Source organism: Streptococcus nidrosiense (genome assembly GCF_042140045.1).
Classification (GTDB): domain Bacteria; phylum Bacillota; class Bacilli; order Lactobacillales; family Streptococcaceae; genus Streptococcus; species Streptococcus nidrosiense.
Window position 1 is genome coordinate 1,591,316 of sequence record NZ_CP152419.1, and the last position, 22,383, is coordinate 1,613,698.

A 22,383-nucleotide genomic window follows, 5' to 3' on the forward strand; every position below is an offset into this window, starting at 1 on the left:
AAGACTCACTCCTTGGTTAAGTTGAGGAAGATAGATTCCAAGGTTTCTTGTTCTTGCTTCACTTCATAAATTGGAACTTCCTCGACTATTAAATCTCGTAACAAACTAGAAATCTGCTGGTCGGCAAGGTTAGTCAGCTTGAGTTTATCCTCATGTATTTCTAACATCTTGCACGGATAACCAAATAACACTTGGCTAATGGCTTCACGTCGACCTCTAAAATCCCCACGCACTTCCAGCCATTTATTGGACTGAATTTTACGAATTTCTCCCTCGTAAACGAGTTGACCATGATTGATAATCCCTACACGGTCAGCGATATGCTCTACTTCAGAAAGGATATGGGTAGAGATGAAGACAGTAATGCCCTGTTCTTTTGCCAACTTGATAATCAGTTCCCGAATTTCATGAATCCCTGCTGGGTCTAGCCCGTTAGTTGGTTCATCCAGTATCAACAAACGCGGTTTCTTGACTAAGGCAAAGGCTAAAGCCAAACGCTGTTTCATACCCAGAGAATAATCTTTAACCAATTTTTTCTTGTTTTTAGGTTGATCTAACCCAACAATTTTCAAGGTTTCCTGAATATTTTTCTTATCAAATCCAAGGATTTTTTGGAAAACCAAGAGATTTTCATAGCCTGTCAAATTAGGATAATAAGACGGTTCTTCAATCATAGAGCCAATCTGATTAAGATACTGCTTGTCCGTACCTATGGATTGACCGAACACTTCAATATCCCCAGCTGTACGAGAAATCAAAGACAAAATCATCTTCATGGTGGTTGTTTTCCCAGCTCCATTTGGACCTAGAAAACCATAAATCTCACCTTGTTGAACTGATAAGGAACTAAGGTTAACTACCTGAGTGTCCTTAAATTCCTTTTGTAAGTTTTTTATCTGTAAAACATTACTAATCATTATGAACTTCCTCCATTAAACTAAAAAATTTTCTATAATTTTGATTTCCATGAATCAAATTATCATGAGTATCTTTGATAACATCTCTACTACTCTTATCAACAAAAATGATAGAATCAACATAATTCACAATATCTAATTGGTGAGTCACTATTACCATTGTTTTGTCTGAATAAAATGGATTTGGATTACTCCACCACCAGCACCAAGAACGTTATCAAGTTCTTCAAGAGTCAATTCTTGAAGAGAATTCATTGCTTCAATCTCAACGAGATTCATTTGTTGTTTAACCATTTGGAAATACCTCACTGATTAAAATTAATTTGAGAAGTATCTCTATCTAGGTTATGTCTTTATTATAGACATGCTAGATTAATTTTAAACTAAGCTAACCTTAATTTTACATTAAGATTAAAGTATTTTTCTTTTTTTCACTCTTTTAAATGGTATAATTTAAATAAGCGAGGTAAGATTATGAGTTTCGAACAACAACTCCTGAATAAGCACATCCTTATCATTGATGACGACAAAATTTTAAACTCTTCCATAAGAGATATTCTCACTGCCTACGGATTTTCCAATCTAACATCAGCCTATGATATAGAATCTAGTTTGGACATGATTGAAATAGAGCAGTTCGACCTTTTCCTTTTGGACATTATGCTACCCGATGGGGATGGCTACACATTAGCAAAACATATCCGAAAAAAAGGCGATACTCCTATCCTCTTTCTGACTGCCAAAAATAATCCTGAAGATGAGATAGCTGGTTTCAATGCTGGTGGTGATGATTATATCATGAAACCCTTCATTCCAAAAAATCTTATCTATCGTATTATGGCTCTGCTCCGTAGAAGTTATAAATCAGAACAGGAAACAATACAGATTGGACAGACTTTGGTGAGTTTTCGGAATGCAACAGTACAAAAAAATGGAGCAGAAATTTCTATTACGCCAATTGAAATTCAGATTTTGAAAAAACTTTACGATAATAAAAATTACATCGTTTCAACCGAATCTCTCTGTGATACGATTTGGGGAGTGGATAGCTTTGGTTATGAAAACTCTTTGACTGTACATATTCGGAAAATTCGAGAAAAAATAGAAGAAAATCCTTCAAAACCTCAATATTTAAAGACAGCTAAAGGGCTAGGATATAAATTGTTATCATGATTATGAATCAAACCAAAATTTTAAGGTATTCACTAAAGAAATTTATCTTTTCTTCCATCATTATCTTTATTACCAATATTATTCTAATTGCCAGTTTTGTTTTCTACATTAGTAAAAAGCAAACTGCTACTGAGACTGTGAAAATAATTTCTGAACACATTACCATCACAAATAATAACGTCCACATACCTGAAAATGATATTTCTAGTCTAAAAGAACAAAAGTTATGGCTCATGGTATTGGATAAGCAGACTGGAAAACAAGTGTACGAACAGTATAAACCTACAGAAGTTCCTTCGCAATTTGACTACGGGGACATTTTACAGTTTTCTCGCTATTATCTTTCAGATTATCCTGTTTTTAGTCAGATAAAAGGTGGATACATCATTGTTGTTGGTTTTCCAAAAGATAAAATTGCTCGTTATAGTTTTAATTACTTAGATATAGATAGTCTCCGCCTGTTTCCACTAATAGCATTTGGAGTATTGCTTTTCAACTGCCTTTATTTCGCTTTTCTTTACTACTATGGCGTGACGCATATCAATCGTAAAATTGTGCCTCTTGTAACTGCTATTCAGAATCTCCCATATGGTTTAAAAAATCCAATAAATTCTATATCAGAACTAGAATATCTTACAACTGCAATTAATCAAACCGATACTCTACTCAAAGAGAATGAAGTCTTTAAAGAGCAATGGATTTCAGGTATTGCACACGATATCAAAACACCTCTTTCTGTCATCATTTCTAACGCGTCCTTGTTAAATGATTCTGAACTAGATACACAGTTTAAAAAACATATTCGTCCAATATTGACGGAATCCTATTACATCCAAAATGTTTTAAATGACTTAAATATAGTAGCTCGCCTTTCATCCGGTCATCTTCAATTAAATCAGACTGAAACAAAAATTATCCCCTTCTTCAAAGACATTCTCATCCATATTTTAAATCAAGAAATCTGGAATGAATTTGAATTTGAATTTGATTACGATTATTCACTTGTTAATCAATCTATCATGATTGAGCAGTTTTTAATCACAAGAGTTATCCATAATATCATCTACAACTCTGTTTTACATAACGAAAAGGGTTGCACAATAAGAATCCACTTATACAAAAAAGATACAAATGTAATTGTCGAAATCAAAGATAATGGACAGGGAGCTTCACCAGAAAAAATTGCTGAACTTAATGAATTATCTTTTAAAAACATTGATATTTCTAAAATTAGAACGACTGGAATTGGGCTAAAAATTTCAAAACAAATTGTTGATTTGCATCAGGGTTCTATTTCGTTTGCTAGTATCCAAAATGAATTCTTTGAAAGTATCATTTCACTTCCGATTTTCAACATTACCAATTAGATAAAAAAATGGAGAAGAACCATTAGAGTTTTCTCCATTTTTTTCATCTTATCTTCCACTTATACCCTGTCCGACCCGCCAAGACAAGCAAAGCAAGATATTGAGTTCTATTAATACATTTTTTAAATCTTATAACCTTGATTTAATAGGGTTTTAGGACTTTTGAATCTTGCAAAATAGACTCATTTTTCAAATTTTAGTAACTTTTTGGTAACTCATCTTTCTCTCTTAAATAACTACTTCCATAAATAGTGAGTCAATAATCTTATTTCTCAGTCGTTGATTTCCCCGCCCCATTTGGTCCTATAATCGCATTAAACGTTCCCTTTTCAAACTGTAGGTGAATATGATTAACCACTAGATGATTTCCATACCGTTTACTGATGTTTTTAGCTTGTAATATCATGTCTTCTCTCCTTTTTGGCAGTATCAGTCTAGCAAAAAAGCCGTTTAAAAAACGGCCTTTTGGGATAAGCGGTCAAAATGAGAACCTAAGTGGCAAGATGAAAGTGATAAAAAGAAGAAGAAAATTTAATGCAACCATTCTTTTCCCCATTGATTCAAGTCCTTTAAAATCGGCATCAGTGATTTACCTTTTTCTGTCAACTCATATTCTGTATGAAGAGGCAGAGACTCATAATCATATTTCTCAACCAATTGGTTCTCTATTAAAACATCTAATCCACGTGTCAAACTGATAGTTGTAATCCCTTCAACTTCTCTTCTCAATTGATTGAAACGAATTTTCTTATGCTTGTTTATAACCCATAATATATTCATCCTCCATTTCCCACCAACTACATCTAAGACTTGAGACATACTGCAGTTCCAATTTTTATTTGTTAACATTTTTTCTCCTTACAAAAATGTGCCTACTATACAACTTGTTTATAAAGTATTATAATCTTTTTATCATTTATTTTAAAGGAGTAACTTATGTTTATTGTAAATCTTACCTATATAAAGTCCCTTGATGAAGTTGAAAAACACTTAGAAAAACACATAGATTTTTTAAATCAGTATTATACAAAAGGTCTTTTTATCGCATCTGGAAGAAAAAATCCAAGAACCGGCGGTATCATTCTCATGAGAGCTAAAAATAAAGAAGCCGTTCAAGAAATCATTACACACGATCCATTCTATCAAAATGAGATTGCTCAATATGAGATTATTGAATTTGAGGTAAGTAAATATTGTCCTGAATTGAAAACCGTCCTGAACAATCCATCTGAACCTTAACCTCATTTGTCAATTTCATAATAAAAATAAGGACATTCCAATAAAGGAAGTCCTTTTTTAACACTACTATAAATCAAAGACATTTTCATGATCCATTTTATTCTCTAGCCATTGACAAAATATAATTTTTGGTCAAAATTTGGTCATGATTTGGTCAAAAAAATTAAAAATACTAAATTATTTTTAAAAATGAACTGGTGATAATTGCCTTCAATTAAACATTTTGAATTTTCTTTGTCTTTCTTTACATTACTAAAAATGCCCCCTGCAGGGATCGAACCTGCAACTACTCCTTAGGAGGGAGTTGTTATATCCATTGAACTAAGGGAGCTAGAGAAAAACTCTGCCGAATGAGCAGAGTTTTTTGGTCGAATTAACGACGGATTTCTTTGATACGAGCTGCTTTACCTTGAAGAGCACGCAAGTAGTACAATTTCGCACGACGTACTTTACCGTAACGAACAACTTCGATCTTTTCAACACGCGGAGTGTGGATTGGGAAGATACGTTCAACACCTACACCGTTAGAGATTTTACGAACTGTATAGTTTTCTGAGATGCCAGCACCTTTACGTGCAATAACAACACCTTCAAAGATCTGAACACGTTCACGGTTACCTTCGACAACTTTCGCGTGTACACGAACAGTGTCACCAGGACGGAATGATGGGATATCAGTACGAAGTTGACCTTCAGTCAAGCTTTGGATTAATGGATTCATTTTATTCTCCTATCTTTGTCAATCTTGAGGAAGCTTCCTCAGCGGATAAACTGTATTTTTGTGCGTCCATTACACACAAGATATAGTTTACCAAATTTCTTAAAAAAAGTAAAGAAATTTACAGTAAAATTCCTAAAAAAATAACAAGCAAACCACCTAAGTAGGTCAAGAGAAAATATCTGTAAAAGACCTTCTTATCAGCCAAGAGTTTTTGGAGTTCATCATTCAAGGTTGAAAAAGTGGTTAGACCTCCACAGAAGCCTGTAGCAAGGATAGCATAGAGCTCTTTATCTTCTACATAATTGTAAAATAAACCAATTAAAAAACAACCTAAAAGATTTGCTAGAAGTGTTCCTAATGGTAAAACTCTCTCTTGATTGAGGGTAGAAAGGAAATAACGAACAAGCGCTCCAACGCCACAAGCAAGTGCTAAATACATGATTACCATTTCTTCCTCCCTAAACAATAAGCCAATAAAAGCCCTCCACCAATGCTCAGAACTAGATAGATTATCAGACTTGGATAAGAACCTGTATCCAGCAGTTTTACGGCATCTAACACGAGGCTAGAAAAAGTCGTTAAACCGCCACAAAAGCCAGTACCAAGTGCTAAAATCAGACCCTTACTGCTCCCCTTATAAACCAAATAACCTTTGACAAGATAGACTAAACAGAAAATTCCTAGATAGTTGACGACTAGTGTCCCCCATGGAAAATCTGGACTGGCTGGCAACCATTTGGAAATCAAATAACGGACAAGGCCTCCTAGCATGGCAGCTAGAAAGATTCCTAGTGGGTAAAATTGTTCTTTTTTCATTTGATGTTTTTATCCTGATAATCGCGCGAACGTTTGAGAATGTCTGAAAAAATCGCGACAATTGACTCTTCGTATTTTTTATTGCTGACACGACTTCTGACTTTTTCAAAGATAGCCTCTTCTCTTTTGGTGTCCAAAATCGGTTTCCCTGAAGCCTTTTTATAAGCAACTACGCCTTCCACAAGATGCATTCTTTCTTCCAAGAGCTTCACGATTTGATCATCAATCTGATCGATTTCTTGTCTAATAATATCTAAATCCATAGAGTCTCCTTTTTATTTGAATGATTTTAGCAAAAATCTTCTAGATGGAATGGTACATTTTTAGGAACAACTAACAAAAACTGCACTGACAACTTTCATCAGTGCAACTTCATGCTTATCCTACTTTAGCAGCCAATTCTTCTGCAAATTGTTCCAAGCGTTCGATATCTTCTTCTTCTGCAGAGAGATCCACTTTGACGCACTCTGATCCCTTTTCAGCTCCTGTTGCCACAAATACACGATCAAAGTCATCAACAGCTTTACAGAACTCATCGTAGAAAGTATCGCCTGATCCTACCACACCGTATATCTTGCCACTCAAATTAAGATCTGCTAGGTCTTCGTAGAAGTCCATCATCTCATCTGGTAACTCTCCATCACCATAAGTGTAGGTTGCAACGATTGCGATATCTGCTTCAAGAAAGTCAGATGCGTCAACAGTTGTACACTCATCAACATCTACCTCTAAGCCCAACTCACGCAATTTATCTGCTACAATATCTGCAATTTCTTCGGTATTACCGGTCATACTGGCAAATACAATTTTTGCTAATGCCATATCGTCCTCCTCAATTTATCTTCCTCCATTATATCACATCTTTTTCATTTTAAAAATAAAAACTCTTGTGCTACAATGAAATAAGAAAGAATTGAGGTTACTTATGGAAATTTGCCATCAAATTTTAGAAAAAATTAAAGCATCCGATACCATCATCATTCACCGTCACATGAAACCCGATCCTGATGCCTTAGGAAGTCAGGTTGGACTCAAAGCGCTTCTGGAACATCATTTCCCAGAAAAAACAATCAAGGTAGTCGGTTATGATGAACCGACCCTAACATGGCTTACAAAGATGGATCAGGTAGAAGACAAAGATTATCAAGGAGCGCTTGCTATCATTTGTGATACAGCAAATACTGCTCGTATCGATGATAAACGTTATATCAATGCTGAAACCATTATTAAAATTGACCACCATCCAAATGATGAAGTATACGGAGATCTTGTTTGGGTAGATACCAACTCAAGCAGTGCCAGTGAGATGATTGCTCTCTTTGCTGAAGCAACTAATCTTGAATTATCTGACTATGCAGCTAAAATGCTATGCGCTGGAATTATTGGCGATACCGGTCGTTTCCTTTATCCGTCTACTTCTGCTCGTACCCTTCGAATTGCTAGTAAACTAAGAGAACATAACTTTGACTATGCTGAATTAGCACGTAAAATGGACACCATGAGCTTTAAAATTGCTAAACTTCAAGGTTTTGTCTATGATCACTTAGAAGTTGATGAAAACGGTGTTGCGCGTGTCATTCTGACTCAAGAAATTCTAAAAACATATCAAGTAACAGACGCAGAAACAGCAGCCATTGTTGGTGCTCCAGGTCGTATTGATACTGTTAACCTTTGGGGAATCTTTGTGGAACAAGCAGATGGCCACTATCGCGTTCGACTTCGCAGTAAATTCGTTCCAATCAATGGTGTTGCAAAAGAACATGATGGTGGAGGTCACCCACTTGCAAGTGGTGCTAACTCCTATAGCCTAGAGGAAAATGAAGTCATCTACCAAAAATTAAAAAACTTACTGAAAAAATAGATAAAAAGCTTGCCAAACTTAGCATAATCTGTTAGACTAGTATGGTAACAATCTATGGCTCGCAAAGAGACCATGGCAGAAAGGAAATATTGCAAAATGAAAAAAGATATCCATCCAGAATATCGCCCAGTTGTCTTCATGGACACAACTACTGGTTACCAATTCCTTAGCGGTTCAACAAAACGCTCTAACGAAACTGTTGAGTTCGAAGGCGAAACTTACCCATTGATCCGTGTGGAAATTTCATCAGACTCACACCCATTCTACACTGGACGTCAAAAGTTCACTCAAGCAGATGGACGCGTGGATCGTTTCAACAAAAAATACGGTCTCAAATAATCATAAAAAGAACAGCTCTAGCTGTTCTTTTTTGTTTCTTCAAATCAGGAGTCAACGACTACTGCTGTTCCACTACAAGTGACCATCAGCATACCATTTTCAGCACCTAAAGTTTCATAGTCCATTTTTATACCTATAATAGCATTTGCTCCACGTTCACTTGCACGCTCCATCATTTCTGCTATAGCTTCTTCTCTTGCTTGAGTCAATTCACCTTCATAACTACTCGCTCGACCTCCAAAAACATTACGGAAGCCAGCAGCCATATCTTTGAACATATTAACTCCAGCAACTACTTCACCAAAGACAATTCCTTTGTAGGCTAGGATTTTCTTGCCTTCAATTCCCGTAGTTGAAATAATCATCTTCCTTTCCTCCTAACTTCTTTTATATAATTGTAAACCCTTTCACTAACTCTGTCAAGAAATACTATAAGGGGCTCAGTGCTTGAAAGTAAACTCTGCTCACCATCCTTGTTTGCTATCCATTTAGTGTCAATTGTATGGATGGTGGCCTAAATCTTTTCTTTGCAAGCCTAACTTGAGATAGGCTTATCGGCTTCACCATTCTTACCAATAGTAGATCTTAGAATCTATGACTGGTATAGAAGAGACTGTTCTCTCCTGCCCCCTTTTTGCCCCAAAACTACAAAAAAAGCCTATCGACCAAGCTAGAAAGCTTGATACAATAGGCTTTTTCTAAATTCATTATTTAACAGCGTCTTTAAGAGCTTTACCAGCTTTGAATGCTGGAACTTTTGAAGCTGCGATAGTGATTTCTTTACCAGTTTGTGGGTTGCGACCTTTACGTGCTGCACGCTCACGAACTTCGAAATTACCAAAACCAATCAATTGAACTTTTTCACCAGCTGCAAGGTAATCAGCTACTGCTGCAAATACAGCATCAACTGCTGCTGCTGAGTCTTTCTTTGTCAATTCTGTAGCTTCTGCTACTTTAGCGATCAAATCTTGTTTGTTTGCCATGTTAATAATTCCTCCAAATATTTTCTAATTAACAATTACAATCATATCCTAAATTCTCTTGTAGGTCAAGTCAAAAACGCTATTTCTTGCTATTTTCTTTATTTTTTTAGGACTCATATCTGACTAAAATAGCCCAAGCATTTTCACCTGTATGTGTCTGAATAATCGAACCTGTTTCAAGTACAGAGATTGGTTTTTCAACGAATGGTTGTAGGATTTCTTTCATCTCTTCTGCCCAGTCCCTAGTTCCAGAATAGGAAATACCAATCTCAGAAACAGAACGCTCTGACAGTTTTGAAACTAGTTCATCCAACCATTTCTTAAAGGTTTTTGCTCCACGTCCTTTCACGATTGGTTGTAATTCGTCATCCTTCATCTGCATGACTACGCGAATATTTAATAGAGAGCTTAAAAGACCTGTCACTCGGCCAATACGACCACCTTTAACAAGGTTTTCCAAGGTAGAAACACCAATATAGAGCTCTGTGTTCTTCTTCACTTCTTCAACATGAGCCACAATTGTCTCAATGTCTTGTCCTTCTTGAGCTAACTTAGCTGCTTCAACCACTTGAAATTTTAAGGCTTGGTCTGTAAAGGAACTATCCAATACGGTCACATTTGCCGTTGACAAACTTGCACCCTGACGAGCTGCTTCGACAGTTCCTGATAAGGCATGAGACATATGAATGGCTAAAATTTGACTACCGTCTTTACTTAACTCATCAAAAATCTCAGCAAAGAGTCCAACTGGAGGTTGACTTGTTTTAGGCAGATTTTTACTCTCTTTCATCAAGCGAAGAAATTCCCCTTCTTCAAGATCAGCATCCGAATAAAGAACACTATCAATCATTACAGAGAGCGGAACGACGGTAATATTTAATTCTTTGACCACTTCTGGTTCAATGGTAACAGAAGAATCTGTTACGATTTTTACTTGTGTCATAATTCAAATCTTTCTATGTTTCACTTTTTGAGTGAGTTTTTCAATTTAACTATAACAATTATATCAAAAAAATGCTAAAAATTCATACTGTATCTATTCATTTTTATGATTGAATTTATAGATTTTTAAATCTTTCATTTTATAAAAATAGTCGCCTGCTAAGACGACTATTTTGGTATCATCATAAACGTTCATACAAATCTTGCATCTGTATGTCATCAGGAACCAACTTGAGATAGTGTTGGATCTGTTCTTTTGCTTCTTCAAATCTTCCAAGTTCGCGTAATAGATGAATGTATTGCTCTAAAAACTCAGGATTTTCCTTGAGTTCTGAAACCAATGCCTGATAAGATTCATAGGCAACATCCAAATCTTCAGTTTCTTGGTAACTCCGTGCAATCATCCACTTAGTCAAGAGATTTTCTGGCTCATATACTTCTAAGGCTAGAATATCCTCATACCGTTCTTGCTCCTGATACATGGTTGCTAGTCGCAAGAGGATTTCTTCTTGGTCTTCCGCATCTTCTTGAGCTTGAAGAAGATAAGCTTCCGCCTGCTCGGGTTGATGCAATTCGTAAGATAATTGTGAAGCAAGGAGTAGTAAACGTGTTTCGAATGGATTTTTTTCCAAACCTTGTTGAGCTATCAGTAAGGCTTGCTCAGTCTGGTGTTCCTTATGTAGAGCCTGACTATAACCATACTCATACCCTTCAAAATCTGGAGAAATAGTATCCAGCTGTTTAAAATATAAAACTGCCTTGTGATATTCCTCTTGATCAAAGTAAAGACTTGCTAATTCAAATGCAGTCTGATCTTCATAATCTAACTCTAAAGCTTTTTCTAAAAACTCTATGGCTGATTCAAACTTTCCAAGTCGAGCATAGGCAGTTCCAATTCGTTGATAGGTCGAAATCCCTGTCTGCTCATATATTTCACGATTATCCAGTTGAGCATAGCCCTTAATCGCTTCTAAATCATTTCCAAGTTCACTATCTAACTCTGCTATCCCAAAAATCAATAAAGGATCATCAGAGTAATTAAGAGCTTCTAATAGCTTGTCGCGAGCTACATCCGTCAATCCTTCCATTTGATAGAAATCAGCCTTTAAAACAAGAGCAGATACATAAGAATCGCTATTGGGTTGAATTTCTTCTAGATAGGCAAATGCTTCTTCAATTTGTCCGTCTTCACTTGCGATACTAGCTAGATTGAGATTTACTTCTGGAAATATTGGAGCTAGTTTTTCATAGATTTGACGAGCTTGTGGATAAAAACCAATACTTTCTAGATAATAAGCCAGTTCCAGAAGAAGATCATCAGAGTCTTCTACCAATGCTTTTTGAAAATAGTAATCAGCTTTTGTTAAATCTTGCTGATCCAGAGCTTCAAGCATTTCTTGACTATTGCTCACCTTCAACCTCCTCTTCTAACTCATACAAACCACTAACTTTTTTATACCATTCAAAAATCGCTGAAATAACAACTTTTGCTGAAGCATAAACAGGAATTCCTAGTAGGACTCCCCAAACACCAAACATAGAACCAGACGTCAACAAAACAAATAGAATCGTGATTGGATGGATGTTTAATTGACTACCTAAAATCAATGGAGATACAAAACGACCTTCAATTGTCTGCTCTACAATAAAAACGATAATAACTTTCAAGAGCATAACTGGTCCAGCAATTAAACCTAAGACCAGAGCTGGTAGCATGGCAAGGAAACTTCCAAGATAAGGAATAAGATTTAAAACCCCTGCAGTAATTCCAAGAGTCACCGCATATCTCAAACCAATAATCTTAAAGAAGATGATAAACATAATTGCTACGATAACAGCAACAGTAATTTGTCCTCTCACATAGTTAGAAAGTTGTTGGTTCACATCCGTTAGAACCTTACCTACTGGTTCTCTCAATTTATTTGGTAAGAATTGAGTGATATGATCTCTCAAACCTTTTCCATCTCTAAGGAGATAAAAGAGCATAAAGGGCATGATAATCAAAGCAACAATGACTTGTGACGTTCCACTAATAAGAGCACTTACCCAGTTCACAGCTTTTGATGAAATATTACTTGCCCAAGCAGTTGCTTGTGTTGAGAATTGAGCCAGAACCTGTTCTAGTTGAGGTCTAAAGTCATCTGGTAACCGCTTAGTTACAAGATCATCAATAACTCTGTCAGCATCTTCCAGATAACTAGGGACATTTTGCGCAAAAATAACTACTTGACGCTGAAGATTTGGAATCGCAACGGCCAAACCAATAATCAAGAGTATGGCAATAATGACAAAGATAATACTAATGGCTAAGACACGATTTATCTTATACTTCTCCATCAAATCCACCAGTGGATTTAAGAGATAAAAAAGTAATCCTGATAAAATAACAGGCAACATAACCACTGATAAAAAATCAACGACAGGGATAAATAAAAAACTAATCTTACTTAAAATAAAAATATTCAGACCTAGTAACAAGGCTACCAAAAAAACTGTAACAGCCTTATTATCTAAAAACCATTTAAAAAACCAAGATAAATTAAAATGTTTCTCTTTTTGTTCCATATCTACTTCCTTTCCTTTGTCCTTTCATTATACCATTTTTATAGGGAATAAACTGTTTTTAAAGTGTTGAGGTGACGATTGAGAACTTTAACAAAGCGACCTTGCATTTTACTAATTTTATACTTAGATGTTTCATACTTTTTTCACTATTTTCTTCAGGTCTCCTAATTTATGATATAATAGAAACATCTTTATTTAGAGGTATAGCTATGATTGAAACAATTTATTTCGGAACTTACACACGTCGTTTATCCCAAGGGATTTATCAAGCTGATTTTGATACAGAAACTGGGCAACTATCTAATCTGAAACTATTTGCAGCTGAGCCAAGTCCTACCTATCTTGCCTTTGATCAAGAAAATCACCTCTACACTGTCGGTAGCAAAGATGGACAAGGTGGAATTGCTGCCTATCAAACTGATGGTACTTTGCTAAACCATGTTGTGACAGAAGGCGCTCCTCACTGTTATGTTGCAGTTGATGAGAAACGTGGCCTAGTATATGGTGCTAACTATCACAAGGGACAAGTTTTGGTCTATAAACGTAAAGAAGATGGTAGTCTAGAATTGGCTGATACAGTTCAGCATAGCGGTCATGGTCCTCATGAAAATCAAGCTTCTCCACATGTACACTTTACAGATTTAACACCAGATCAGTATTTAGTCACTTGCGACTTAGGTACTGATGAGGTTACTACTTATGATGTCAATCCAGAAGGAAAACTAAATAAGCTAACTACCTACAATTGTAGTCCTGGTGCTGGGGCACGTCACCTTGTTTTTCACAACCACTACAAGATTGCTTATCTCATCTGTGAACTCAATAGTACAATTGAAGTATTAATTTATGATGGTGTTGGTGCATTTGAAAAAATGCAAGTTATTTCTACCCTTCCTGAAGGATTTAATGACTTTAATGGAACTGCTGCCATTCGTCTCTCACAAGATGGAAAATACCTGTACGCATCAAACCGTGGTCATGATTCTATTGTAGTTTACACTATTCTAGCTGATGGTAGTTTAGAATTGTTGGAATTCGTTCCTACAAACGGGAAAACTCCTCGAGACTTTATTCTCTCACCAGATCAAGAATTTCTTATCGCTGTTCACCAGGATTCTGATAATGCAACAGTCTTTAAGCGTAATCCTGAAACTGGTCGTCTTGCAGAACTTTCCAATGATTTCCACGTTCCCGAAGCGGTTTGCGTTACATTTTAAACATAAAAAAATGAACTTGATTCTCAAATCAAGTTCATTTTTTTATAATTTATTTCCGACATTGATTCGGTTAATAGCACGTTGTAATGCAATCTTAGCACGACGCTCTTGGTCAATCAAGTGTTTGTCTTGCGCTTCTTCGATTTCACGTTCTGCACGAAGTTTGGCACGTTCTGCACGGCTAATATCGATATCACGAGCACGCTCAGCTGAGTCTGCAATAATGGTAATGACATCATTAGCAATCTCAATGATTCCTCCGTTTACTGCTATCCAGTTGACATGAGAATCATCATCAATACGTTTGACTTTAACTTCATCAACTGCTAATACCGCAATCATATTTTGATGTCGTGGCAAGATCCCCATCTCACCATCCAGAGTTCGAACCGATACAAAGCTGGCATGGTGATCATAGACGAGGCCATCTGGTGTCACGATCTGGACAGTTAACTGAGCCATAGATCACCTCTTAAAATCCCATTTTTTCAGCCTTAGCGATAACATCTTCGATTGAACCTACTCCACGGAAGGCATCTTCTGGGAGATGATCATGTTTTCCGTCAAGAATTTCCTTAAATCCACGAACTGTTTCCGCTACAGGAACATAAGAACCTGGCTGACCAGTAAATTGTTCCGCAACGTTGAAGTTTTGTGAAAGGAAGAACTGAATACGACGGGCACGAGCAACCAAAGTCTTTTCTTCATCAGAAAGTTCATCCATACCAAGGATGGCGATGATATCTTGCAACTCATGGTAACGTTGAAGAACACGTTTAACCTCAGCAGCAACTGCGTAGTGCTCTTCTCCAACTATTTCAGGTGCCAAAGCACGAGAGCTTGAAGCAAGTGGATCAACGGCTGGGTAGATACCTAATTGAACCAATTTACGTTCCAAGTTGGTTGTAGAATCCAAGTGGGCGAAAGCTGTTGCTGGCGCTGGGTCAGTATAGTCATCCGCTGGCACGTAGATAGCCTGGATAGAGGTTACAGAACCTTTCTTAGTTGAAGTGATACGTTCTTGCAATTGACCCATTTCTGTTGCGAGGGTTGGTTGGTAACCAACGGCTGATGGCATACGACCCAAAAGGGCAGATACTTCTGAACCAGCTTGTGTGAAACGGAAGATATTGTCAATGAAGAGAAGAACGTCTTGGCCTTCTACATCACGGAAGTATTCAGCGATTGTCAAACCAGTAAGGGCAACACGCATACGTGCTCCTGGTGGCTCATTCATCTGACCAAATACCATGGCTGTTTTCTCGATAACGCCTGACTCTTTCATTTCCCAGTAGAGGTCGTTTCCTTCACGAGTACGTTCTCCAACACCAGTAAATACTGAGATACCACCGTGTTCTTGGGCAATGTTATGAATCAATTCTTGGATCAAGACAGTCTTACCAACTCCGGCACCACCGAAGAGTCCGACTTTACCACCTTTAAGATAAGGGGCAAGAAGGTCGATAACCTTAATCCCTGTCTCGAGGATTTCTGAAGAGGTAGACAACTCATCAAAAGTAGGTGCTTTTTTATGAATTGGCTGGCGCTCTGCGTCTTCTCCAAAAGGAGCTTCCAAGTCAATGGTATCTCCCAAAACATTGAAGACACGTCCCAAGGTTTCTTTACCTACTGGTACAGAGATTGGACGACCTGTGTCCAACACTTCCATTCCACGAGTTAAACCATCTGTTGATTCCATGGCGATGGTACGAATCATACCATCTCCCAACTCTAAGGCTACTTCAAGGACGATTTTTGTTTTCTTTTCGTCATTTTTGTAGACGACAAGTGCATTGTTAATCTCAGGTAGTTTTTCACCTGCTGCAAACAAAACGTCTACAACGGGTCCGATAACCTGAGCAATTTTACCTGAACTCATCTCCTTCTCCTATTCTATATAAGATACTGTCGGTTCCTAGTTTTGCTAGGTCCTAAGTTCATTGATATGAGCAGGATGGCTTTATTCTAAAGCGCTAGCTCCTGCCACGATTTCTGTGATTTCTTGTGTAATCGCCGCCTGTCTGGCACGGTTATACTGGATTGTCAAATCATTAATCACCTTTTTGGCATTATCAGTCGCTGTTTGCATGGCTGTCATACCAGCAGCATTTTCAGCTGTCTTGGCATCAATAATAGCACCATAAATCATACTTTCTGCAAACTGTGGTAGCAATTGATCCAAGATTTCTTCACGACTTGTTTCAAGATCAAAGGTCAAGCTATAGTTATCATCTGCTTCATTTGGATCCAAGTCCACGATTGGAAGCATCTGTTCTACACGCATTTGACTTGTCAATGTATTCACGTGGTGGTTGTAGCAAACGTAGAGCTCATCAAAAAGTTCATTTTGATACATTTCAATCGTTTTAGAGATAATCTTACGAACTTCATCAAAGCTTGGTTGACTCGCAAGTCCACGCAATTCATAGATTGGTTGAATACCGCGTGATTTGAAGAAATCTGCTCCCATACCACCGATACAGATGACCTCAAAGTCATCACCTGAAGGATGGTATTCTTGCTGAATTTCCATGACTGCTTTCAAGATGGAAGAATTATATCCTCCAACAAGACCACGGTCAGATGTAATGACGATATAGCCTGTTTTCTTGACAGGGCGACTAATCAACATAGGGTTTGTTGATCCACCAGCACCATCTCCATGAAGAATATCTGTAACCAACTTACGTACTTTTTGTGCATAAACTTGGAAGTTACGAGCTGCTTCTTCAGAACGACCTAACTTAGCTGCAGAAACCATCTGCATCGCGTTAGTGATTTGACTAGTATTTTTTGTTGAGGCGATTTTTGTTTTAATATCATTTAGAGATACTGCCATCTGACACCTCTATTCTTATTGGAAGCTTGATTGATTGAGAAACTCAGTAATCGCAGCATCCAAGACTGCTTCATCTGGCAAGTCTTTTGTTTCACGAATGGTTTCTAAAATCTCAGGATGTTGAGCATCAAAGAACATATGGAACTCTTCTTCGAAACGAACGATATCGTCTACAGGAATTGTATCCAAGAAACCATGGGTCAAAGCATAGAGAATAGTAACTTGTTTCTCAACAGGTAATGGTTTGTGAACTGGTTGTTTCAATACTTCTACAGTACGACGACCACGGTTCAATTTAGCCTGAGTAGCTGCATCCAAGTCAGAACCAAATTTAGTGAAGGCTTCCAACTCACGGTATGAAGCAAGATCGATACGAAGAGTACCGGCAACCTTCTTCATGGCCTTAATCTGAGCAGAACCACCAACACGAGATACGGAAGAACCCGCATCAATAGCTGGACGGATACCTGCATTAAAGAGACTATCACTTAGGAAGATTTGTCCATCCGTAATAGAGATTACGTTTGTAGCGATATAGGCTGAGATATCTCCGGCTTGTGTCTCGATAAATGGAAGAGCTGTAATAGATCCACCACCAAGTTCATCCGAAACTTTAGCTGAACGTTCAAGTAGACGGCTATGAAGGTAGAAGACATCCCCTGGGAAGGCTTCACGACCTGGTGGACGACGGAGCAAGAGAGAAAGTTCACGATAAGCTACCGCTTGTTTAGATAAGTCATCATAAACGATCAAGACATGCTTACCTTGGTACATAAATTCTTCGGCCATAGCAACCCCTGCATAAGGTGCAAGGAAAAGTAATGGAGAAGGTTGTGAAGCTGACGCTGTCACAACGATTGTGTAATCCAAGGCTCCGTATTGGCGAAGTGTTTCTACTTGTGTACGAACTGTTGATTCTTTTTGACCAATCGCTACATAGATACAAATCATATCTTGACCTTTTTGGTTCAAGATAGCATCAATAGCGATGGTTGTTTTCCCTGTTTGACGGTCACCGATAATCAACTCACGTTGACCACGACCGATTGGAACAAGGGCATCAATAGCTTTCAAACCAGTTTGCAATGGTTGTGATACTGATTTACGTTGCATAACCCCAGGAGCTGGCGCTTCAACTGGACGAGTTTTATTTGTGTCGATTGGACCAAGCCCATCTACTGGACGACCAAGTGGATCCACGACACGTCCAATCAAGCTATCACCAACTGGAACTTCCATGATTTTCCCTGTACGACGAATAGTGTCGCCTTCGCGGATATCTGTAAAGTCTCCAAGGATGATAATACCAACATCTGTTGATTCTAAGTTCTGCGCCATACCATAAGAGCCGTTTTCAAAAATCAACAACTCTCCACTCATGGCATTTTCAAGACCATGAGCACGCGCAATTCCGTCCCCGATGTAGGTTACAACACCAGTTTCAGTCACATCAAAATTGGGTTTGAAATTTTCAATTTGTTGCTTAATCAAAGCGCTGATTTCTTGTGCGTTAATTGCCAAAAGAACACCACTTTCTATTTCAAATTTTCCTTAACAACTTTAAGTTGTTGTTTAATACTAACATCAATTGTCTTGTGATTGGCGATAATGACAAAACCACCGATTAAACTATCGTCGATTTCTTCTTTAATGCTACGCACTTTTAAAGACATCTTTTTCTCTATAATAGGAAGTAGACGTTCTTTCTGTTCATCGGTTAGAGGATGAGCAGACATAATCGTTACTTCAAAACGATTCGTTTCTTTCTCAAGACGGTTTAAACAATCTACAATCACATCATAAAAAAGATTTGATCGATGATTGTACAACAGAACTTGAATGAAGTTTTGTAATAATGGTGATGCAGAGTCTTGGAAATAACTGACTGTTTTTTCCTTGTCAGACTCATCAACATCTACCTGAGCCAAAAAAGAAGGCAAGTCTGTTTCTTCAGCGACTTGCTTGATTTGGGTCAAGTCGGAGAAGATAGAATCTTCTTCTCCTTTTTCAATCACCAATTGGACAAAAGGCATGCTGTATTTTTCAATTACCTTTACTGTCTTTTTGTCCATTAAGCTTCTCCTAGCTGATCGATATACTGATCAATGAGTTCTTTATGGGCATGACCGTCAAGGTTTTGTGAGATAATCTTTCCAGCTAGACTAACTGTCAAATCTGCTACCTCACCTTTAACGCTTTGTAAAGCCTCAGCTTTGTTTTGCGCAATTTCTTGGTTAGCTTTTTCTTTCAAGCGACCAGCTTCTAGCTTCGCTTCAGCCAGAATATCCGATTTGCTCTTTTCAGCTGTCTCCTTAGCATTCTCGATAATCGTTTTAGCTTCGGTACGGCTACCTGCTAACTCAGCTTCACGTTTGCTAGCTAGTTCCTCAGCCTTTTTACGGGCTTCCTCGGCACCATCAATATCTGAAGAAATCTTTTCAGCACGTTCATCTAAGATGCTGGAAAGATTTCCCCAAGCATATTTCTTCACTAAAAAGATTAATAAAAGGAAGGAACCAGCGATAAGAATAAAGTCACCGATAATGGTACTAATAGTTAAATCCATCTTCTAATCCTCCTCTACTTACTCTTCCCCTTCATTTATTTTTTTACCAATGTACATAGATGACAACATGGTAAATACATAAGCCTGAATACATGAAATGAAAATTGAAAAGGCTGTCCATAACATGTTTGCGATAAAGGCAAAAGGATACCAATACAAAGCATTTTGTGACAAGGCTAATAGCAATCCAGCTAAGACCTCACCGGCAAAAATATTTCCGTAGATCCGAATCGCCAAGGAAGCAAAATTGGTGAACTCTTCTAAAATGTTCATCGGAGTCATAAAGCCAGGTGTAACAAATGCTCTCAAATATTCTTTAACGCCTCTACGACGAACTCCTTCTACATGGGCGATCAAAGTGATCAATAATGAGAGGGATAAATCGTATCCAAGGTTGGCTGTTGGGGAAGTCCACAAGTTATAACCGTTTGTTGTTTGTACTTTTGCCATTAAGCCGATATTATTGGCAACTAAGATAAACAGAAATAGAGAAAACAGAAACAAGGAATAATCCTTGATGTATGATTCTCCAATGTTTGGTTTGGTAAAACCAATCACAAAGTCATAAATCATCTCAAGAGCATTTTGTTTACCCTTTGGACGGATGGTCATTTTACGACTTGCCCAGTAGACAAAGGCAAAAACCATCAAAACAGTTACAAGAGACATGGCAAGCAGGGTCAAATCAAAGGATATTGGTCCAATATTAACGGTTGGATTCAAACTTTCTTCCATGGTTTGACACCTCCATTTCTAAATAGAGTTGTCTATTTAATGACAAATGACATCGCCAAGGTTACAAAGAATGTTCCTTCGATAAAGGCAATCCCCATGATCATCAAACTACGCAATTGAGGGATGATATCTGGTTGGCGTGCTGCAGATTTGAACAAACCGTTCATCAAAAATCCTTCTGCAAGAGATACACCCATACAGGCAAGACATAGACCGAAAAATGTTAAATTCATGACGAATTCTCCTTTTTTAAATTAAATTTACTTCCCTAGTTTAGTCCTAAAATTTGCTTTTGTCAACTCTTTACTAGCATTGAAAGCGTTTCAAATCATTTATTTCTAATTTTACGATTTTCAAGACTATCATATAGAAAATTTTAATGTCGTTTCAGGTTATTTTCCTTATCTTTCCTATTTTTCTGAAAAGAAAAATCCAAGTTTTACAACCTGGATTTATCGTTTCTTATTTAAAATAATAAGAATGGTGACTCTGGCAAGCTGGATTAAAGAGTGCTGCACAATAAGGACAGCTCCCCTTTTCTCTATACTCCTCATAAGTTAGGGTCGTCTTACAGGAACCACATAAGATAGGTTTATTCTGTTTAAGTCTTAAAGGATAGGGAGAAAATGTGTGCTCCTCTAGCGCATTGTGACACTGATAACAGGCATAGTATTTCTGACACTCATAACACTGGAGCGCTACGATATCTTTATCACTATGGTAATGAACACATCTGCTTTCATTATCTACTAGTAATCCATGAGCTTGAACCATTGACTTTCCTTCTCTAGGCACGAACAGTAACGCTTGTTCCATCTTCTTTGTAAAGATTAATCAAGCCTTCTTTCAAAGCACGGACCATATCACCTGCTTGTACTGGTTGTGGAACCTTGATGGTTAAAAGTTCCATTGGATTTGGTGCACGGTCAATCTTGTTACCTTTGGCATCATGAAGGTCTTCGATATAAGTTTCAAAATGGCGGAAACCTGGGCCATAAAACTCAACTTGGTCTCCTTCGTTGATAACGTTACGTTGGCGAATAGTTGCTGTTTGTGTTGCATCATCATAAGCTACTACTTCAGCAACAAACTTGTATTCTGGAATCTTACGGCGTGCTCCGAATAGTTGTTCGTTTTCGGATGGTGTTCCGTAGTAGAAACCTGTAGCCAATTCACGTTGGGCAACCTTCCACATTTCATCAATCAAGTCTTGCTTGATTGCTTCAAACTTTTCAGGGCTCTCAAGGTAAGCATCAACGGCAGCCTTGTAGCAGTTTGTTACTGTTGAAACGTAATGAATAGACTTCATACGACCTTCAATCTTCAAACTGTCCACTCCATTTTCAATCATATCTGGAATATGGTCGATCATAGACATATCAACCGCAGACATTGAAAATTCTTCAGGAATTTCTCCCTTGAGGCTCTTACGTTCTTTACCAAATGGCATATCATAAAGGTCATATTTCCAACGGCAAGATTGTGAACATCCACCACGGTTGGCATCACGCATACTCATGTGGTTAGAAAGGGTACAACGGCCAGAGTAGGAGATACACATAGCTCCATGTACAAAAGCTTCAATCTCAACGTCTGTACGTTTGCGAATTTCTGCCAATTCTTCCATAGAAACCTCACGCGCCAAAACGACACGAGTCAATCCAAGTTCTTTCCAGAATTCAAGAGTTTCATAGTTGGTCGCACTAGCTTGTGTTGAAAGGTGGATTTCAAGTCCTGGTGCTTCTGTTGCTGCAATCATGATTAAGGCAGGGTCAGAAACGATAACCGCTGCAATACCAATATCACGCAACTTACGGAACCATTCTCCGGCACCTTCTTCATTTCCTTCGTGCATAACCATATTAGCAGCCACATATACCTTAGCGCCATACTTAGCCGCAAACTGAACTCCTTCTTCCATTTGTTCGAAAGTGAAGTTACCAGCACGGCTACGTAGACCATAGGCCTGACCACCGATAAAGACAGCATCTGCTCCGTATTGAACAGCTACTTTTAGTTTTTCTAGTGTTCCTGCAGGTGATAGAACCTCAGGACGTTTCAAAGTTTTTGTCATTTTTTCTCCTATTTGCAATATAAAAGTTT

Annotated in this window: 29 protein-coding genes, 1 tRNA gene and 1 pseudogene; 6 read left to right on the forward strand and 25 right to left on the reverse strand. The window is 37.8% G+C overall.

Features of this window, described 5'->3' with window-relative positions:
* Positions 1-5: 5 nt before the first annotated feature.
* Entirely contained in the window at positions 6-917 is a 912-nt protein-coding gene (locus AAFQ93_RS07550; RefSeq protein WP_006149382.1) for an ABC transporter ATP-binding protein, read from the reverse strand.
* A gap of 153 nt (positions 918-1,070) precedes the next feature.
* Positions 1,071-1,211: a type A2 lanthipeptide gene (locus AAFQ93_RS07555; RefSeq protein ID WP_006149380.1), complete on the reverse strand. Its 141-nt coding sequence runs from the start codon at positions 1,209-1,211 to the stop codon at positions 1,071-1,073.
* A 180-nt stretch (positions 1,212-1,391) separates the two neighbouring features.
* Between AAFQ93_RS07555 and AAFQ93_RS07560 the strand changes: the two genes are divergently transcribed.
* Together AAFQ93_RS07560 and AAFQ93_RS07565 are read left to right on the forward strand one after the other, a co-directional pair.
* Complete coding sequence (locus tag AAFQ93_RS07560) at positions 1,392-2,090, forward strand: response regulator transcription factor (RefSeq protein ID WP_006149379.1); 699 nt, start codon at positions 1,392-1,394, stop codon at positions 2,088-2,090.
* Positions 2,087-3,457 carry a sensor histidine kinase KdpD gene (locus AAFQ93_RS07565; protein WP_006149378.1) on the forward strand — a complete coding sequence of 457 codons (1,371 nt, stop codon included), beginning with the start codon at positions 2,087-2,089 and terminating at the stop codon, positions 3,455-3,457. Before AAFQ93_RS07560 ends, AAFQ93_RS07565 begins: the two co-directional genes overlap by 4 nt.
* Before the next feature lie 274 nt (positions 3,458-3,731).
* On the opposite strand, the pseudogene AAFQ93_RS07570 reads toward AAFQ93_RS07565, so the two are convergent.
* Positions 3,732-3,863: pseudogene (locus AAFQ93_RS07570) on the reverse strand (ATP-binding cassette domain-containing protein); the annotation flags it as partial.
* A gap of 125 nt (positions 3,864-3,988) precedes the next feature.
* On the reverse strand, positions 3,989-4,306 hold the full coding sequence (locus AAFQ93_RS07575) for a helix-turn-helix domain-containing protein (protein ID WP_080982707.1): 318 nt from the start codon (positions 4,304-4,306) through the stop codon (positions 3,989-3,991).
* Positions 4,307-4,393: 87 nt separating this feature from the next.
* Here AAFQ93_RS07575 and AAFQ93_RS07580 point away from each other — a divergent pair, with 87 nt between their 5' ends.
* Positions 4,394-4,696: a YciI family protein gene (locus AAFQ93_RS07580; RefSeq protein ID WP_049504144.1), complete on the forward strand. Its 303-nt coding sequence runs from the start codon at positions 4,394-4,396 to the stop codon at positions 4,694-4,696.
* Positions 4,697-4,955: 259 nt separating this feature from the next.
* Here AAFQ93_RS07580 and AAFQ93_RS07585 read toward each other — a convergent pair.
* From AAFQ93_RS07585 to AAFQ93_RS07610, 6 genes are all read right to left on the reverse strand, one after another.
* Positions 4,956-5,027: transfer RNA gene (locus AAFQ93_RS07585), tRNA-Arg, on the reverse strand.
* Positions 5,028-5,069: 42 nt separating this feature from the next.
* Complete coding sequence (gene rplS, locus AAFQ93_RS07590; RefSeq protein ID WP_001068670.1) at positions 5,070-5,417, reverse strand: 50S ribosomal protein L19; 348 nt, start codon at positions 5,415-5,417, stop codon at positions 5,070-5,072.
* Between the two features lie 118 nt (positions 5,418-5,535).
* Positions 5,536-5,865: a fluoride efflux transporter CrcB gene (gene crcB, locus AAFQ93_RS07595; protein WP_375555082.1), complete on the reverse strand. Its 330-nt coding sequence runs from the start codon at positions 5,863-5,865 to the stop codon at positions 5,536-5,538.
* Entirely contained in the window at positions 5,859-6,233 is a 375-nt protein-coding gene (crcB, locus tag AAFQ93_RS07600; RefSeq protein ID WP_375555083.1) for a fluoride efflux transporter CrcB, read from the reverse strand. The genes crcB (AAFQ93_RS07595) and crcB (AAFQ93_RS07600) overlap by 7 nt, the downstream gene beginning before the upstream one ends.
* Entirely contained in the window at positions 6,230-6,496 is a 267-nt protein-coding gene (locus tag AAFQ93_RS07605) for a chorismate mutase (RefSeq protein ID WP_049503632.1), read from the reverse strand. Before AAFQ93_RS07605 ends, crcB (AAFQ93_RS07600) begins: the two co-directional genes overlap by 4 nt.
* A 115-nt stretch (positions 6,497-6,611) precedes the next feature.
* Entirely contained in the window at positions 6,612-7,055 is a 444-nt protein-coding gene (locus AAFQ93_RS07610; RefSeq protein WP_001162134.1) for a flavodoxin, read from the reverse strand.
* Positions 7,056-7,158: 103 nt separating this feature from the next.
* On the opposite strand from AAFQ93_RS07610, the gene AAFQ93_RS07615 reads away from it, so the two are divergent.
* Entirely contained in the window at positions 7,159-8,094 is a 936-nt protein-coding gene (locus AAFQ93_RS07615; RefSeq protein ID WP_375555084.1) for a bifunctional oligoribonuclease/PAP phosphatase NrnA, read from the forward strand.
* Between the two features lie 96 nt (positions 8,095-8,190).
* Positions 8,191-8,433: a type B 50S ribosomal protein L31 gene (locus AAFQ93_RS07620; protein ID WP_000710764.1), complete on the forward strand. Its 243-nt coding sequence runs from the start codon at positions 8,191-8,193 to the stop codon at positions 8,431-8,433.
* Positions 8,434-8,477: 44 nt separating this feature from the next.
* Here AAFQ93_RS07620 and AAFQ93_RS07625 read toward each other — a convergent pair whose 3' ends face one another.
* The 5 genes from AAFQ93_RS07625 to AAFQ93_RS07645 all read right to left on the reverse strand — a co-directional run bounded on the left by AAFQ93_RS07625 (position 8,478) and on the right by AAFQ93_RS07645 (position 12,923).
* Complete coding sequence (locus AAFQ93_RS07625) at positions 8,478-8,798, reverse strand: heavy metal-binding domain-containing protein (RefSeq protein ID WP_000587311.1); 321 nt, start codon at positions 8,796-8,798, stop codon at positions 8,478-8,480.
* Positions 8,799-9,140: 342 nt separating this feature from the next.
* Complete coding sequence (locus AAFQ93_RS07630) at positions 9,141-9,416, reverse strand: HU family DNA-binding protein (protein ID WP_001284633.1); 276 nt, start codon at positions 9,414-9,416, stop codon at positions 9,141-9,143.
* A 106-nt stretch (positions 9,417-9,522) separates the two neighbouring features.
* On the reverse strand, positions 9,523-10,359 hold the full coding sequence (locus AAFQ93_RS07635) for a DegV family protein (RefSeq protein ID WP_375555085.1): 837 nt from the start codon (positions 10,357-10,359) through the stop codon (positions 9,523-9,525).
* 181 nt (positions 10,360-10,540) lie between these two features.
* Positions 10,541-11,770: a tetratricopeptide repeat protein gene (locus tag AAFQ93_RS07640; RefSeq protein ID WP_375555086.1), complete on the reverse strand. Its 1,230-nt coding sequence runs from the start codon at positions 11,768-11,770 to the stop codon at positions 10,541-10,543.
* A complete protein-coding gene (locus AAFQ93_RS07645) occupies positions 11,760-12,923 on the reverse strand; it encodes an AI-2E family transporter (RefSeq protein ID WP_126419784.1) in 1,164 nt (387 codons plus the stop codon). The genes AAFQ93_RS07640 and AAFQ93_RS07645 overlap by 11 nt, the downstream gene beginning before the upstream one ends.
* Before the next feature lie 209 nt (positions 12,924-13,132).
* On the opposite strand from AAFQ93_RS07645, the gene AAFQ93_RS07650 reads away from it, so the two are divergent.
* On the forward strand, positions 13,133-14,140 hold the full coding sequence (locus tag AAFQ93_RS07650; RefSeq protein ID WP_375555087.1) for a lactonase family protein: 1,008 nt from the start codon (positions 13,133-13,135) through the stop codon (positions 14,138-14,140).
* Positions 14,141-14,182: 42 nt separating this feature from the next.
* On the opposite strand, the gene AAFQ93_RS07655 is transcribed toward AAFQ93_RS07650, so the two are convergent.
* From AAFQ93_RS07655 to AAFQ93_RS07700, 10 genes are all read right to left on the reverse strand, one after another.
* Positions 14,183-14,602 (reverse strand): F0F1 ATP synthase subunit epsilon, encoded by a 420-nt coding sequence (locus AAFQ93_RS07655; protein WP_049503620.1) that lies wholly within the window; start codon positions 14,600-14,602, stop codon positions 14,183-14,185.
* Between the two features lie 10 nt (positions 14,603-14,612).
* Entirely contained in the window at positions 14,613-16,019 is a 1,407-nt protein-coding gene (gene atpD / locus AAFQ93_RS07660) for a F0F1 ATP synthase subunit beta (RefSeq protein ID WP_000094353.1), read from the reverse strand.
* Positions 16,020-16,100: 81 nt separating this feature from the next.
* Positions 16,101-16,979: a F0F1 ATP synthase subunit gamma gene (locus AAFQ93_RS07665; protein WP_049549330.1), complete on the reverse strand. Its 879-nt coding sequence runs from the start codon at positions 16,977-16,979 to the stop codon at positions 16,101-16,103.
* Between the two features lie 15 nt (positions 16,980-16,994).
* Positions 16,995-18,500: a F0F1 ATP synthase subunit alpha gene (gene atpA, locus AAFQ93_RS07670; RefSeq protein ID WP_049503616.1), complete on the reverse strand. Its 1,506-nt coding sequence runs from the start codon at positions 18,498-18,500 to the stop codon at positions 16,995-16,997.
* Positions 18,501-18,514: 14 nt separating this feature from the next.
* Positions 18,515-19,051, reverse strand: coding sequence for a F0F1 ATP synthase subunit delta (locus tag AAFQ93_RS07675; protein WP_223139854.1), 537 nt, complete (start codon positions 19,049-19,051; stop codon positions 18,515-18,517).
* Positions 19,051-19,545, reverse strand: a complete 495-nt coding sequence (atpF, locus tag AAFQ93_RS07680; protein ID WP_223139855.1) for a F0F1 ATP synthase subunit B — start codon at positions 19,543-19,545, stop codon at positions 19,051-19,053. The genes AAFQ93_RS07675 and atpF overlap by 1 nt, the downstream gene beginning before the upstream one ends.
* Before the next feature lie 18 nt (positions 19,546-19,563).
* Entirely contained in the window at positions 19,564-20,280 is a 717-nt protein-coding gene (gene atpB / locus AAFQ93_RS07685; protein WP_060955849.1) for a F0F1 ATP synthase subunit A, read from the reverse strand.
* A gap of 32 nt (positions 20,281-20,312) precedes the next feature.
* Positions 20,313-20,513: a F0F1 ATP synthase subunit C gene (locus AAFQ93_RS07690; protein WP_001054551.1), complete on the reverse strand. Its 201-nt coding sequence runs from the start codon at positions 20,511-20,513 to the stop codon at positions 20,313-20,315.
* Positions 20,514-20,742: 229 nt separating this feature from the next.
* A complete protein-coding gene (locus AAFQ93_RS07695) occupies positions 20,743-21,054 on the reverse strand; it encodes a CHY zinc finger protein (protein ID WP_223139856.1) in 312 nt (103 codons plus the stop codon).
* A 13-nt stretch (positions 21,055-21,067) separates the two neighbouring features.
* Positions 21,068-22,354 (reverse strand): U32 family peptidase, encoded by a 1,287-nt coding sequence (locus AAFQ93_RS07700; protein WP_000169115.1) that lies wholly within the window; start codon positions 22,352-22,354, stop codon positions 21,068-21,070.
* Positions 22,355-22,383: the final 29 nt, after the last annotated feature.

Bases quoted from the DNA above. Each gene is read 5' to 3' on its own strand.
- AAFQ93_RS07615 (WP_375555084.1), top strand. From the start codon at position 7,159: ATGGAAATTTGCCATCAAATTTTAGAAAAAATTAAAGCATCCGATACC.
- AAFQ93_RS07700 (WP_000169115.1), bottom strand. From the start codon at position 22,354: ATGACAAAAACTTTGAAACGTCCTGAGGTTCTATCACCTGCAGGAACA.
- AAFQ93_RS07610 (WP_001162134.1), bottom strand. From the start codon at position 7,055: ATGGCATTAGCAAAAATTGTATTTGCCAGTATGACCGGTAATACCGAA.
- AAFQ93_RS07655 (WP_049503620.1), bottom strand. From the start codon at position 14,602: ATGGCTCAGTTAACTGTCCAGATCGTGACACCAGATGGCCTCGTCTAT.
- AAFQ93_RS07630 (WP_001284633.1), bottom strand. From the start codon at position 9,416: ATGGCAAACAAACAAGATTTGATCGCTAAAGTAGCAGAAGCTACAGAA.
- AAFQ93_RS07565 (WP_006149378.1), top strand. From the start codon at position 2,087: ATGATTATGAATCAAACCAAAATTTTAAGGTATTCACTAAAGAAATTT.
- atpD (WP_000094353.1), bottom strand. From the start codon at position 16,019: ATGAGTTCAGGTAAAATTGCTCAGGTTATCGGACCCGTTGTAGACGTT.
- AAFQ93_RS07695 (WP_223139856.1), bottom strand. From the start codon at position 21,054: ATGGTTCAAGCTCATGGATTACTAGTAGATAATGAAAGCAGATGTGTT.
- AAFQ93_RS07690 (WP_001054551.1), bottom strand. From the start codon at position 20,513: ATGAATTTAACATTTTTCGGTCTATGTCTTGCCTGTATGGGTGTATCT.
- AAFQ93_RS07650 (WP_375555087.1), top strand. From the start codon at position 13,133: ATGATTGAAACAATTTATTTCGGAACTTACACACGTCGTTTATCCCAA.
- AAFQ93_RS07665 (WP_049549330.1), bottom strand. From the start codon at position 16,979: ATGGCAGTATCTCTAAATGATATTAAAACAAAAATCGCCTCAACAAAA.
- AAFQ93_RS07635 (WP_375555085.1), bottom strand. From the start codon at position 10,359: ATGACACAAGTAAAAATCGTAACAGATTCTTCTGTTACCATTGAACCA.
- AAFQ93_RS07550 (WP_006149382.1), bottom strand. From the start codon at position 917: ATGATTAGTAATGTTTTACAGATAAAAAACTTACAAAAGGAATTTAAG.
- crcB (WP_375555082.1), bottom strand. From the start codon at position 5,865: ATGGTAATCATGTATTTAGCACTTGCTTGTGGCGTTGGAGCGCTTGTT.
- AAFQ93_RS07645 (WP_126419784.1), bottom strand. From the start codon at position 12,923: ATGGAACAAAAAGAGAAACATTTTAATTTATCTTGGTTTTTTAAATGG.
- rplS (WP_001068670.1), bottom strand. From the start codon at position 5,417: ATGAATCCATTAATCCAAAGCTTGACTGAAGGTCAACTTCGTACTGAT.
- atpB (WP_060955849.1), bottom strand. From the start codon at position 20,280: ATGGAAGAAAGTTTGAATCCAACCGTTAATATTGGACCAATATCCTTT.
- AAFQ93_RS07580 (WP_049504144.1), top strand. From the start codon at position 4,394: ATGTTTATTGTAAATCTTACCTATATAAAGTCCCTTGATGAAGTTGAA.
- atpF (WP_223139855.1), bottom strand. From the start codon at position 19,545: ATGGATTTAACTATTAGTACCATTATCGGTGACTTTATTCTTATCGCT.
- AAFQ93_RS07555 (WP_006149380.1), bottom strand. From the start codon at position 1,211: ATGGTTAAACAACAAATGAATCTCGTTGAGATTGAAGCAATGAATTCT.
- AAFQ93_RS07620 (WP_000710764.1), top strand. From the start codon at position 8,191: ATGAAAAAAGATATCCATCCAGAATATCGCCCAGTTGTCTTCATGGAC.
- AAFQ93_RS07560 (WP_006149379.1), top strand. From the start codon at position 1,392: ATGAGTTTCGAACAACAACTCCTGAATAAGCACATCCTTATCATTGAT.
- AAFQ93_RS07605 (WP_049503632.1), bottom strand. From the start codon at position 6,496: ATGGATTTAGATATTATTAGACAAGAAATCGATCAGATTGATGATCAA.
- AAFQ93_RS07575 (WP_080982707.1), bottom strand. From the start codon at position 4,306: ATGTTAACAAATAAAAATTGGAACTGCAGTATGTCTCAAGTCTTAGAT.
- AAFQ93_RS07625 (WP_000587311.1), bottom strand. From the start codon at position 8,798: ATGATTATTTCAACTACGGGAATTGAAGGCAAGAAAATCCTAGCCTAC.
- AAFQ93_RS07675 (WP_223139854.1), bottom strand. From the start codon at position 19,051: ATGGACAAAAAGACAGTAAAGGTAATTGAAAAATACAGCATGCCTTTT.
- crcB (WP_375555083.1), bottom strand. From the start codon at position 6,233: ATGAAAAAAGAACAATTTTACCCACTAGGAATCTTTCTAGCTGCCATG.